The sequence below is a fragment of the Microcoleus sp. T2B6 genome (genome assembly GCF_036700475.1).
Lineage (GTDB): Bacteria > Cyanobacteriota > Cyanobacteriia > Cyanobacteriales > Microcoleaceae > Microcoleus.
This window is the reverse complement of record NZ_JAUBOZ010000046.1, coordinates 1-13,054: the sequence shown is the minus strand read 5'-3', so window position 1 is coordinate 13,054 and position 13,054 is coordinate 1. Positions and strand designations below refer to the sequence as shown.

At 46.2% G+C, this 13,054-nt stretch carries 11 protein-coding genes; 6 read left to right on the top strand and 5 right to left on the bottom strand.

Going from position 1 to position 13,054, the window contains the following annotated elements; genetic code table 11:
* Positions 1-59: 59 nt before the first annotated feature.
* Together QUA00_RS19985 and QUA00_RS19980 are read left to right on the top strand one after the other, a co-directional pair.
* Complete coding sequence (locus tag QUA00_RS19985; protein ID WP_333410896.1) at positions 60-2,546, top strand: putative PEP-binding protein; 2,487 nt, start codon at positions 60-62, stop codon at positions 2,544-2,546.
* Between the two features lie 347 nt (positions 2,547-2,893).
* A complete protein-coding gene (locus QUA00_RS19980) occupies positions 2,894-3,340 on the top strand; it encodes a hypothetical protein (RefSeq protein ID WP_333144034.1) in 447 nt (148 codons plus the stop codon).
* Positions 3,341-3,547: 207 nt separating this feature from the next.
* Here QUA00_RS19980 and QUA00_RS19975 read toward each other — a convergent pair whose 3' ends face one another.
* On the bottom strand, positions 3,548-3,772 hold the full coding sequence (locus QUA00_RS19975; protein WP_333308593.1) for a hypothetical protein: 225 nt from the start codon (positions 3,770-3,772) through the stop codon (positions 3,548-3,550).
* Between the two features lie 94 nt (positions 3,773-3,866).
* On the opposite strand from QUA00_RS19975, the gene QUA00_RS19970 reads away from it, so the two are divergent.
* Positions 3,867-4,898 (top strand): VOC family protein, encoded by a 1,032-nt coding sequence (locus QUA00_RS19970; protein ID WP_333410895.1) that lies wholly within the window; start codon positions 3,867-3,869, stop codon positions 4,896-4,898.
* A gap of 389 nt (positions 4,899-5,287) precedes the next feature.
* Here the strand turns inward: QUA00_RS19970 and QUA00_RS19965 are convergent, their stop codons facing one another.
* From QUA00_RS19965 to QUA00_RS19955, 3 genes are all read right to left on the bottom strand, one after another.
* A complete protein-coding gene (locus tag QUA00_RS19965; protein ID WP_333109620.1) occupies positions 5,288-6,094 on the bottom strand; it encodes a DUF1838 domain-containing protein in 807 nt (268 codons plus the stop codon).
* A gap of 147 nt (positions 6,095-6,241) precedes the next feature.
* Positions 6,242-6,529, bottom strand: coding sequence for an RNA-binding protein (locus tag QUA00_RS19960; RefSeq protein WP_333410894.1), 288 nt, complete (start codon positions 6,527-6,529; stop codon positions 6,242-6,244).
* A 1,250-nt stretch (positions 6,530-7,779) separates the two neighbouring features.
* The gene (locus QUA00_RS19955) at positions 7,780-7,998 is read right to left on the bottom strand and encodes a hypothetical protein (RefSeq protein WP_190736419.1); all 219 of its coding nucleotides are present in this window, start codon (positions 7,996-7,998) and stop codon (positions 7,780-7,782) included.
* A 182-nt stretch (positions 7,999-8,180) separates the two neighbouring features.
* Here QUA00_RS19955 and egtC point away from each other — a divergent pair, with 182 nt between their 5' ends.
* From egtC to egtD, 3 genes are all read left to right on the top strand, one after another.
* On the top strand, positions 8,181-8,969 hold the full coding sequence (egtC, locus tag QUA00_RS19950; protein ID WP_333410893.1) for an ergothioneine biosynthesis protein EgtC: 789 nt from the start codon (positions 8,181-8,183) through the stop codon (positions 8,967-8,969).
* Complete coding sequence (locus tag QUA00_RS19945; protein ID WP_333144030.1) at positions 8,941-10,281, top strand: ergothioneine biosynthesis protein EgtB; 1,341 nt, start codon at positions 8,941-8,943, stop codon at positions 10,279-10,281. The genes egtC and QUA00_RS19945 overlap by 29 nt, the downstream gene beginning before the upstream one ends.
* Before the next feature lie 411 nt (positions 10,282-10,692).
* On the top strand, positions 10,693-11,736 hold the full coding sequence (gene egtD, locus QUA00_RS19940; RefSeq protein WP_333144029.1) for an L-histidine N(alpha)-methyltransferase: 1,044 nt from the start codon (positions 10,693-10,695) through the stop codon (positions 11,734-11,736).
* 436 nt (positions 11,737-12,172) lie between these two features.
* Here egtD and QUA00_RS19935 read toward each other — a convergent pair whose 3' ends face one another.
* Positions 12,173-12,784 carry a hypothetical protein gene (locus QUA00_RS19935; RefSeq protein WP_333109415.1) on the bottom strand — a complete coding sequence of 204 codons (612 nt, stop codon included), beginning with the start codon at positions 12,782-12,784 and terminating at the stop codon, positions 12,173-12,175.
* Between the last annotated feature and the right edge of the window lie 270 nt (positions 12,785-13,054).

Sequence of the window (13,054 nt, the reverse complement as noted above, 5' to 3'; positions counted from 1 at the left end):
TAAGTGATTAATGGGAAAAACTTTCAACTTCAATCAGTTTCCACCGACAGGCTCGCAGCGTGAAAAACCTCTACTGGTTAGACAAAATTCAACCTTCAGACAGAGATGCAGTGGGAGAAAAAGCATTTTACTTGAGCTCTTTGCTCCAGAAAAATCATCCCGTTGTACCGGGTTTTGTCGTGCCGGCTACAACATTCTGGCAGTTTTTAGAGTCGATCGAGTGCCTAGAACCGCTGTTTGCTGACTGGCCACACTCTTCCCTGCACTTGAATGTCGATGAACCCAGACAACTGCAATCGATCGCCCGCAGCATCCGCCACCAAATCCTCGCCGGCAAACTGCCCGATTCACTGCTCTCCACCCTAGAGTCTGCGGTTTCTCAACTCAACTCACAGTCAAACTTAAACTCCACAGCCTTAATTTTTCGCCCTTCCCTGACTTCCTGGAACCCGAAAACAGTCGGCATTCTGGAATCTCAGGCAGTACGGGCAGAACCCGAAGCCATTGGGGCCGGACTCAAACGAGCTTGGGCAGAAATGTTCAGAGCCCGAAGTCTATTTTACTGGCAGCGGTGCGGCCTGCGGGTACAGCAAATCAATCCTGCAGTTTTGGTGCAGCCACTTCAAGAAGCGATCGCCGCGGGCGAGGTGAAAACACAGGCGGGTGCACAGTGGGAAGTCCAAGCCACCAGCGGTTTGGGATTGTCCCTCGCTAGGGGAGAAACCATCCCCGATTACTATCAAGTGCAGCCGGAAACAAGCGCGGTTAAATTCCAGCGGATCGGTTACAAAACATTAGCCTACAATCTCAAACTCGGCGATGGTGAACCGAAAAAAAAACTGCTGCTGGGCAAGTTTGCTGCTTTCCCAATTCCCGATTCTCCATTTATAATTCCTGACTTTGCTGACTGTTGCGTGCAAGTTTTAGCGCTGGGAGAGGAAGCACAAACAGAATACGTTTTAGAGGAATCGCAACTGCAAGAAATCATTGATTTGAGTAAAAAAGCGATCGCCGAATTTGACTCAGATTTAATTTTGGAGTGGACGCTAAACCAGACAGCAAACAGTGGCGAACCGCAGTTTTATTTCACTCAAGTTCGTCTTGTGAAAGCGGAAAAAGTCGCGCCACTAGAGAAAACTTCGATCGCCCTCCCGCAGCCAAACTCGATCGCCCCAGCCCGAACTCCTGCCATACTCAGAGGTTTGGCAGCAGCATCAGGAAAAGCCGAAGCAATTGCCCAAGTTATGACTAATTCCCACCCAGAAAACGCGGAATTCTTAGCGGGAGGCATTTTAGTAGCCCCGACAATCGATCCGAATTGGCTGCCTTGGCTGAAGGTGGCTGCTGGGGTGGTTGCGGAACAAGGAGGCATGACCTGCCACGGCGCCATTTTAGCGAGAGAATTGGGGATTCCCGCCGTTGTGGGAGTGGCCGGGGCCACTCGGGCGATCGCCTCGGGCGATTCGGTTTTGGTAGACGGCGATAGCGGAGAAGTTTTTGCCCTCACTCAACCGGATGCGATCGAGACAGGAGACAGCCGCCGACTTCGGGACACACCAAAAAAGGCAGATATATACAGTACAGCAGCCAAAATGTCAATAGCCAATCACCAATCTTCTACCTCCGATCGATCGTCCAATTGGGCGTCTAAAGCTCGACAATCTGAGTCTACTCAATATGTTTGGGGCCCACCAACGGCGACTCAACTGCTAGTTAATGTCAGCCAAACAAGTTCGATTGACCGCCTCAAAAATCTGCCAATAGACGGCATCGGATTGCTGCGATCGGAATTAATGGCATTAGAAGCTTTGGACTGTCAAAACCCCAAAGTTTGGCTACAAGACGGCCGCCAATCGGAATTTGTCGATCGCATGGCGGATTGCCTGAGTTTATTTGCTGCTGCCGTTTCGCCGCAGCCAATATTTTATCGATCTCTCGATTTACGCGAGTCAGGCGTCCACGGCAGTTTCAGTTATACCTTTGAACCGGAATTATTTGATTGGGAACTGTGCGTACTTCAAAAAGTCTGCGAGTCAGGTCATACTAATGTTAATTTAATTTTGCCTTTCGTGCGCTCGGTTGAGGAGTTTATCTACTGCCGCCAGCGCTTAGAAACAGTTTGGAAAAACCGATCGCCCGAATTTCTACTGTGGATTATGGCGGAAGTTCCTTCGGTGTTATTTTTATTACCAGATTACGTAAAAGCCGGAGTTCAAGGAATTTCTATCGGCACTAACGATTTAACCCAATTGCTGTTAGGCATTCACCGCAACTCCGAACAGGTAGCAGGTGCATTCAACGGGCGCGATCGAGCAGTGATGAGGGCGATCGAACAATTAATCAAACAGGCCCGGGCCGCCGGGATTCCTTGCTCAATCTGCGGCGACGCTCCCGCATTGTATCCCGATACAGTTGAATCCTTCGTGCGGTGGGGGATTTCGTCTATTTCGGTCAATGTCGATGCTGTAGAACAAACTAGCAGGGCGATCGTCCGCGCCGAACAGCGCCTGCTGCTAGAAGCCGCTCGATCGATAATTAACAATTAACAACTCCCGGACGCACTTGACCTCAGAAATCCGGTTTCTACTCTAAATCATAGCTTTGGCAAGCAGCCACCCGCTCAGAAATCGGCTTTCTAGACAACCCGTGCGTCCAGGAATATTAACAACTACAGAAATCCGGTTTCTAATTATATAGCAACCGCCCAGACAGTGAGGACATTTTTAATTGGTGAAGCCCTTGCTTTTATTGCTTTTACTGCTTCTGCCTTCTGCCTTCTGCCTTCTGCCTTCTGCCTTCTGCCTTCTGCCTTCTTTTTCCTTCCGCTATCAAAAGATTTGATTTTAAAGCTAAGATAGAAATATCGCCAACCCTTTACCCGGAGGTAAAAACCGTGAAATCAAAAATTATTGCAACCGCAGCAATACTTGCCGCCCTGGGCTTTCTGCCTCCTCACCCAGCATTATCTCAACCTGCAACTGACGGTGGCAAAAAACCCGGGTTCTGGCAACCTCAAGCGCAGGTTGACAATACTCGCAACATTACCCTAAGACTGTTAAATGAAACTGGATTAAACCTAGAATACGGTCAATCAGATGCCAGCTTGTCATCTTTGCCCGTCGGAACCAGCAAAAACATCATTGTTCGTATCAGCAATCGCACCGGCGATATTGCCAATATTCCGATTAATGCCACAACAGGAACCACAACTTTGAAATACGACTATAACGTTGACTCGCAGACAAACATTGTGACGATTCGCATCACCAGAGCAGACGGCAGCACTAGGCAAGACCGATCAGTTTATATTGATGAAAAAGGGCGAGTTTACTCTTTCTAAGATTAACGCTCATCAACCCGGTTTATTCTAATAAATCTTGGTTTGATCGGCGATGTATCGGAAGCATCCCGGTTTGGTAAAAAGCGTTTTTTTTAGGAGTGCGCTCATCCTGCAAAGCTTTGCCTATATATCTGGCTTGGAACACCCTGCAAAGCTTTGCCTATATATAGCCTTTCGAGCTCTCATATGAGGTACTCAGGGAGCATCTCATATTTGTAAAAATACTTCTTCTGGCTCCTTCCTTCTTCTGGCTCCTTCCTTCTTCCTCTTTCCTTCTTCCTCTTTCCTTCTTCCTCTTTCCTTCTTCCTCTTTCCTTCTTCCTCTTTCCTTCTGCCTCCTGCCTCAAAACTCCAATTTCTAGCGGAGGGCTGCAAAGGTGAGATGCTCCCGGTACTCATGGCCTCCGTGGCCTCCGTGGCCTCCGTGGGCATACCTTACCACGCTTGAGAACCGCTATATATCTCGCTTAGATATCTCACAGCGAACACTCCGATGTAAAAGTGCGTAAATTATGTTTCAAAAAGTATGAATCAAGTGCAGCCCCTTTCCATCGCAGGCATTTACGAAGTGTGTATTGGCGTAGCCGATGCGATTCCACAACTGCAATATTGGGAGCAATTTGGATATCGGATCGGTAAAATAGGAGAATTCTCGGCATCCGAAGCTGGCGAATTATATGGAGTTAGTTCAAAAGTGCGATCGATTCGACTCTATCACCAAGATGCGGATCACGGATTAATTCGCTTGATGATTTGGGAAAAACCTACAAACGATGGTTTGCAAATGTCGTCAATGAAGGTTAAAGGCAACCGTTGGGCAACTACTTTAACTGCTGATTTGTTGAATATACTCAACCATGCCGAAGAGGCTGAATCTGCCAATTTGCAGGTCAAATATACATCCCCGCACTGGAAGATTATTTACAACAAAGAGCAAAAACCGTGTCCTTTTGTCGAGGCGGCTGTCGGAGTGCGTGAGATGATGCTTTTGCAGCCTTTGAGTCGGCAAGTTTTTTTTCAAAGATTCAATTATGCTTTGCCTAATTACGGGAAAATCAATTCAAATGCTCTTTTAAAAACCAGTCAAATTACCCACATGGGAATGGTAATTCAAGATGACAGAAAAGAAACGCTGCTATTTTATGAAGAAGTTCTGGGGTTGATTCGGGCGCGCGATGTAGAAACTACCTTTGACTCTTCCCTCGCCGGAAGGGAGATTTTTGAGCTTCAGTCTGGGGAAGGATTTGTGGTGACAGCTTTTGATGACCCCCGATCGTCGAAAACAGATTTTAAGGCCGCGCGATCGGGTAGACTGTATATTCTGAGGTTTCCGAGTTCGATCGCACTAAGCGATCGATTTGAGCGCGCCAATCCCGGATGTTTGGGAATGTCGCTGTACACATATCGAGTGTCTAGTATTGCAGAATATTTGGAGCGAGTCAAAGCCAGCAATGCACAAAAAATCACAGAAATAGTCGCTAATGAATTTGGGGAACAAAGTTTTTCCTTCATTGCACCTGACGGATATTTTTGGACATTGATAGAATCAGGTTTGTAGTGAAGAATGCAAGTCTTAATAAAAATCACAAGACTTGCATTCTTCACTACAAATTAATTTGACTGATATCAGTTCCGGTTACACTCCTTATGATATAGAGGAGACTGCACGTGCCGCTTCCCTACGCCAGATTAATTGTAGGGGCACGGCAGTGCCGTGTCCTGGCTGTAAGTAATATTAATTCCGATGCTACCGGATTTGATATGATGCGGTAATGTCCTGGTGCGCGCACCCTACATTGACAGTTCGCGATCGCACTCCGACTGCTCGAAACCGGGGAAAGATGGACGAAAAGACGCGTTTGGGCCTGCAGATTCAGTAAAAAACCCGGTTTCGCATGGGCCGCCATGCGATCGCGAACTGATTGAGGGCATTCATCTATTATGAGCTTATGCTTCCGGTGCTGGCAGAGGGAATCTTTCTCCCGCGAGATAAGCATCAAAGTTCTGTTGAAAATAAATCCAAGAAGTCATATCTTCCACATCTAATTGCGATTTCGGCGCATCTTTATACAAAGGAATGCGAGTTTTGATTTCATCTTGCAGCAATTGAGGTAATTCTGTCCAACTCTTGACTTTGGAACCCGTGGCACTGTAAATCATGTTACCGGGTCGATTTCCCATTTTCATCCATGCCAGCCACGGCCCGATTCTATCCCAACTCAGAATTACTTGAGAAACTGAGACAAGTTCGGGATTTAATAATTCTGCTGTGGGCACTGTCAGCTTAAATAATTCTGCTGCTTGATAGATGGGATTTGGACTGTAATCAACAAATCTGGCATCCTCAGCTAAAGGATTAGGATAGTTGGGAAATAAGTCAAAGACAAAAGTCGTAATTTCAGGCTCTACTTTAGCCGGGAAAATTCCTTTAAAATTCCCTTGGACGGGGTTGTTAGCAACGTGAGCAACCGTTAGGGTTTCTCCTGTCCAAGGGTTCTCCCATTTGTGGAGAATTTTTCCGCTGTTGGGGTCTAGATAGTAAGTTAGTTCTCGCGAGGTGAATTTCCAGCCGCCCTCGCCGTCAGCAATACACCTGCTTGCACTCATGCCAAGTATTTTGAACAAGCGCTTTTTCGGTTCGTTGGGAACAAAAGAGTAAATATAACCGTTCCAGGTGAGAAATGTTGCTTCACCGTCTAGGGAACTGCGCGTTTTCACCCATTCTTGGGCATCAAATTCTTGTAATAAAACCATACCGCAGGCTCCTGTAAATAATCGATGTTTTTGTGCAGCGGAGTTGACATTTCATCCCCAAAATCAACTGCTGGTAGCAATTCGGCGCTACTGGCGCACTGGTGCATCAGGTGGGTTTCGAGAGGATGTCAACCGCCGCATCGCAGACTAATATCCGCCGTTTCTCTTGATACCTGCGCCTCGATTTCCCTCTTCTTTCGGTTTAGCTTTGTTCACTCGCAAGGGACGCCCCATCCACTCTGCACCGTCTAATTCGGCAATTGCAGCGTCTTCTTGGGCATCCTCCATCATCTCAACAAATGCAAAACCGCGCATCCGACCGGTTTCCCTGTCGGTAGGCAAGACAACTCGCTTGACTGTGCCGTGTTCTGCAAATACTGCTTTCAGGTCTTCTTCGGTGGCGCGGTAAGACAGATTTCCAATGTAGATAGTCATGTCGATCGAACTGAACTTGTTGTGCTATACATAATAACCTGTTAATTTAACTGTCAAGTGCTATCTACCATACAACTGGGCGATCGACTCTGACTAAAAGGGTTTGCCGCACTGACCGAAAGCATCCAGGATACAAGCCCCCGGATTTATGCGTGGATAAATAAAAAACCTGTATCCGATAAATAAGCCCCCAAATTTATCCGTGGGGTTAATGCTTCAAATCTAAAATCTAAAATCTAAAATCTAAAATCGATTGACCAACCCTTGGTAATGGCTGCAATAGTTAGCTTAATCACAACTCATATCCTCATTCATCCGCAGGGCGAGTCAGGATATGAGTTTTGGGGCGGCGAGGAATCCCACCCGTGAACAATACTTGATTTTAATCTGATCAGTGATAGGTGGGCGACGAATCACCAAGCATCTTCGGAAACAAAGCGACTAACAAGGTATAGCAATCCTCGCATCATTTGTGAATTTCTTACGGACTCCCCGCGGCTTCGGGGAGGGTTGGGGAGGGGTAAAAAAATTACGATTTATTTAGGATTGCTATATGGTTCATAAAGTTCTAATATATAGCAATCCTAAATGATTTGTGTAATTCTTGTAGGGGCAAAACCCACGCCCGGTTGCCCCGCCTTGGGTGGGGTAGGCACGGGGAGTAGGGGTAGCACTACCCCTACATATTTTTACAACTGATTTAGGATTGCTATAAGTTAATTTAAGAAGGAAAATGATACAATTAGATTTGATACTTTTTATGCTCCGGCAACCTACCGAAACAATGAAAAAATGCTTTGGTAATGATGAAAAATGGTCATAAAAAGAGGCAAATCAGTAAATAAAGGAATCAAGAAAAAGGGCGAAAGTAATATAGTTGTCGCCCCCTTCGCCTGATTTATCATAAGACTGAAAAATTATGGTCAAAACTTACAAATATTTTCCGTTTTATCCACAAAACAAATTATCAATAATTAGGAAAGGCGATCGAGTTTGCATTCCGTCAACTTTCTCAGCAAGATATTTGGAACTGCTCTACACACTGCTGTTATTGTACTTCATCAATCTGAGAAAGGCTATACGGGAATCGGTTGTGTCTGTGCAGACTTTCTAGCGGGAAGTGAGCAATTCAATCTAGCCAAATCTGGAAATCCCGTAAGGGAAAAACGCGAAAAGCCAAACAGTGAAGTTTGGAAGCCCACGCCATAACTGTAATCAGTTTGGCGTTGGGAGGATGTTACTGCTTTTCCTTAGTCGATCGAGATTGACTGAGGCCCCGTGCTTTTACCGTTGGTGGGTTCGGCTGGGGGAGTAGTGTAGGAAGTTGAACCAGCTTGCTCGTCGATCCAGCTTTTAACGGGATCTTCGTGAAGGTTGAGTCGAAGCAGGCCAGATAAAAATCCGCCCGCGAAGGCGATTGGCTGTTCGATCAATTCTTTCGCCATTGGGATGAGTTCGTCGAGGAACATTCAAGAGTCTCCTTGTGCTGCAGGGGTTCTACCTTAACTGTATCGTTTGTACTGCGATGCTGGCAGCGGCCTACAAAAAACCTTCCAGCGCTGAAGATGGGCGATCCTCTTCGAGGGCTTCGCTAACGGGCAATTTTTCGGCTAATGACTTACAATGCTAATCAAATTGCTGCAAAAATTTTATGTGCCGTTTGCTTGGCTACCTCGGGGAGCCGATTTTACTTGATGCTATTCTGTACAAGCCGGAACATTCCCTAATTGTGCAGAGTTACGATCCCCGCGAAATGACTTCTGGCCTACTCAATGCTGACGGTTTTGGTCTTGGTTGGTATCACTCCCACCTAGATACTGACCCCTTTACCTATAAAAATGTACAGCCAATTTGGAGCGACATTAACCTTCCGAGTATCAGTCGATACGTTGAATCTGGATGCGCGATCGGATATGTTCGCAGTGCAACTTCAGGACAACCTGTAGATTTGAGCAACTGTCAGCCGTTTCAGAACGATCGCCTGCTGTTCGTACACAACGGCTTCGTGAAGAATTTTCGGCAAACTCTTTACAGACCAATTCGCGATCGCCTCAGCGATACGCTGTATCAATCAATTAACGGTACTACAGACTCAGAGCATATCTTCGCCTTGTTTGTCAATGAATTGACCGCCGGAAATCTGACCATACAAGCTGCTTTGCAAAACTCCCTGAAAACTTTGGCAGAGCTAGCAAACTTTCACCAAGTAGAATTTTCAGCTAATATAATTATCAGCGACGGACACCAGCTCGTTGCCTCTCGCTTTGCTTCCCAAAAAACCCCTCCTTCCCTCTATTGGCTGCGAGACGATTTAAATTTCCCAAATTCTGTCATCATTGCTTCTGAACCTTTATTTGCTGGCAATTGGCACGAGTGTCCAGTCCAGAGCATTATCAGTACCGGAGTAGAGCGTGATATCGAAATCTATCCAATCTTGTAGAGAGGCAATTTATCGCGATTTGCAGCAGTGTCGCAGCGGCACTTTCAAGCTATTTGCAGACATCGATTATGATACTTTTTGCCGTCAAGCTCATCCTGATTTCAGTCCAGTTGGCTGGCACTTAGGCCACATTGCTTATACTGAGGATTTGTGGCTGTTGCAACGATGTGCTGGCTTGGAACCTGTGTTTCCTCAGTATCACCAACTGTTTGCTGCTGATATTTTGCCGAAAAAACAACGGGTTTTTCTGCCGAGGTTACCTGAAGTTGAATTATATCTGGACGCGGTGAGAAAAAAGCTGTTAGATTATTTGGAAGTAGCGCCGATCGACGAGCAAGAACGTCTCTGGCGGTTTATTATTCAGCACGAAAGTCAGCACTGCGAAACTGTTGCTTTCGTGTTGCAAATGCACAGGAAAAAGGAAGGAACGCACGACACGGATTTGGACACGGATACACGGATTAATTCTCTACAACAGCGAGGAATAAAGCAGCAGAAATTCCCAATGCCCAATGCCCAATGCCCAATTCCCAATGCCCAATTCCCAATGCCCAATTCCCGATACCCAATTACCGATTCGGCGATTGAAATTCCGGGCGGGGAATTTTACATGGGAAGCGATGCTGCTGAGGCTTTGGATAATGAGCGATCGCGCCACCTGTGTTATTTAGAAGCATACTCGATCGATCGCTATCCCGTCACTTGCCGTCAATACCAAGATTTCATGGAATCCGGCGGCTATCAAAACCCTGATTGGTGGTCAGCAGACGGCTGGAAATGGCTGCAAGGCGAAGCCGTCTCTCAACCGCTTTACTGGTCAGAAAATCCAGCTTTCAACAACCATCCAGTCTGCGGCGTGAGTTGGTACGAAGCCGAAGCTTACTGCAACTTTATCGGCAAGCGTTTGCCATCGGAAGCAGAATGGGAAAAAGCTGCGAGTTGGGATGCCACCAATCAAACATATCGCATCTATCCTTGGGGAGAAGAACCGCCAAATGGCAGCCTGTGCAATCACGGCAATAATATTGCCAATACCTCGCCAGTTGATGCCTTTCCTAAAGGAGCAAGTGCGATCGGCTGCTATGATATGTTGGGCAATGTTTGGGAGTGGACTGCTTCAAGCTTTGACGCCTATCCGGGATTTGAAAGTTATCCTTACAGGGGATATTCTCAAGTTTATTTTGATGGAGAACACCGGGTTTTGAAAGGCGGGAGTTGGGCAACTTTTCCGCAGGCACTGCGATCGACCTTTCGGAATTGGTACTATCCGGGCGTGCGGCAAATTATTGCTGGTTTTCGCTGCGCTAAGTAGTTCGCTATTTCATTATAATTATCGAGTGCACGGCTCCGTGCGCTCCTTGGTTCTTAGTGAAGACTAAAGTCCTCAATACACTCGCTCGGACTAAAGTCCTCCCTACTAACTTATAACGGTTCTTTTACGGATACCATATAAAAGGATTGATGGGGAATTAGGGACAAATTTGTTTGCGAAATGCTAAAGCTTTGATCGGGTAAAAATATTAAATAAAAAAACTTTTGTGAAGTTTTTTATAATTTTAGTTGAAAATTTTTAAGTTTTATTTAAGTTTTAATTGTGGGTGCGAGATCCATCTGGTGAGATAATACAGAACCGAGAGCGACATGAAAAACCTCACTTGAGCGCGATATTTGGCAACGCGACTGCGTGCTATACCCATATATATGTGCATCTAAAAATTACTTTATGAAATCCCCAAGACTGTCCGACACGACAAACTCAGCCTCAACGAAGGAAAACCGGCTGCATTTAGAGCGGCTGGTGAGCGCTGCGGCACTGACACCCGCAGAAATCAATGCTGGCAGCGATGCAGTTAGCGGGTTGACTCAAACCCCCAAATCCCTGCCTCCAAAGTATTTCTACGACGATCGCGGCTCAAACCTGTTTGAGTTGATTTGCCAGTTGCCGGAATACTACTTGACACGCACTGAGACGGCAATTTTGCAGGGGTGCGCGGGGGCGATCGCCAATTTAACGGGCCCTTGCCAAATCGTCGAACTCGGCAGCGGCAGTTCCACCAAAACTCGGATTCTCCTTGATGCTTACAGTCAACTGGAATATCCCCTGCACTATTTGCCGATCGATATCAGTCCTACTATCCTAGAAAGCAGCGCTTGTCAACTGTTGGCAGATTATCCGTCGCTCCAGATTCACGGACTTGTCAGCACATACGAATTAGCCTTAGCTAAAATTGCACCGTCGCCGTTGCCAACCCGAATGATTTGCTTTCTCGGCAGTACCCTCGGCAATCTCAACGCTCAAGAATGCGATTTATTCTTCTCGCAAATTGTCGGTGCACTGCAGCCGGGAGAGTATTTTTTGCTGGGAATTGACTTGGACAAATCTAAGGATATTTTAGAGCCTGCCTACGATGACAGTCAAGGAGTAACGGCAGCATTTAACTTGAATATGCTGCGACATTTAAATCGAAAATATGAGGGAAATTTTGATTTAGCACAGTTCGAGCATTGGGCTTTTTACAATCAAGAGGAATGTCAAATTGAAATGCACTTGAAAAGTAAAAAAGCGCAAACAGTGCAGTTGCGTTCTCTCAATTTAACAATTGAATTTGCAGCGGGAGAAACTATCCGCAGCGAAATATCGCGCAAGTTTAATCTCAATACTGTAAAAAAAGAACTGTCGCAGCGTGGTTTAATGCCAGTGCAGGTTTGGACAGATCCAAATCAGTGGTTTGGCTTGATGCTTTGTCAGATGTCAGTTGACAGTTGACCGTTGACCGTTGGCAGTTGGCAGTTGGCAGTTGGCAATTGCCAATTGTTATTTGTTATTTGTTTTGAATATCTCCCAATAATCAGTAACTACTGACTTCTGACTACTGACTTCTGACTTCTGACTTCTGACTACTGACTTCTGACTTCTGACTTCTGACTTCTGACTACTGACTTCTGACTACTGACTTCTGACTACTGACTTCTGACTACTGACTTCTGACTACTGACTTCTGACTTCTGACTTCTGACTTCTGACTTCTGACTACTGACTACTGACTACTGACTTCTGACTTCTGACTTCTGACTACTGACTACTGACTACTGACTACTGACTTCTGACTTCTGACTTCTGACTACTGACTTCTGACTACTGACTACTGACTACTGACTACTGACTACTGACTACTGACTACTGACTACTGACTACTGACTAATTAACAAATCGGCCGCTGTCCGGGTTTGACGGCGTGAATGTACTCACTGCCGGAGGTTGGCCATCCCCGCTTATAATAAGCTTCCTCCGGCTTCCCCCAGCCCAACTGCAACAAAATTTCCAGAAAATCCAACTTTTCCCACTTGGAGAGATTGGCCCATTCTGTGCGCTGGGCTATAGCTTCTACATCAATCGGCTCGATCGATCGAAAATCCTTCCCGCTGTTAATGCTTAAATACAAATCCATCCCCGCAGTTACCTGCTGCCAGAATTCCAACATAGAAATCTTAGCTGCCTTCAGCGTTATCAAATCAACCGGTAGAGCTATTAATTCGTCATCCACTGCCGGATAGCGTAGAGTATTGCCTTTAACCGCCATTTCCCGCCAGACAATCCCAGAAACTTGATGTTCCCGCTGGTATTCGTGCACAGCCGCCTTAAAATTTTGATAAGCAGTGAACTTCTGAACTCCCTCAGATTTGAGAAAGCGGTCAATCACGGGGTTGCCTGTAGCAGGAGTTTCAGTCAAGTTGAGGCGCCGCCCATGCAAGCAGGCTTGGCGCTCTTCTTCGAGGATTTTAATGAGTTCCGCCGTGCTGTAGACCTTGGACATCTTTATTGAGGCAAAATCAAGATATTGGCTGATATTCGGCTGGTTTTCTCGACTAATCTTCGGTAAAGATAGTTTGGCTGTTCTGGGCAATATTCAGTTTTGCCGTTATTCTAACTTTTCTTGCTGCTTAATTCTAGTGTGAGAGTTTACAGGAGTCGATCCGCGAAATCCCGACAGCCTCTTAAAAAAAGCAGTTAAGGAATGAGAATTAAATAACTTCCACTCTTGAAAGTGGGATGGGCGTCCCGCCCGTCCTTTTTGGACGGGCGG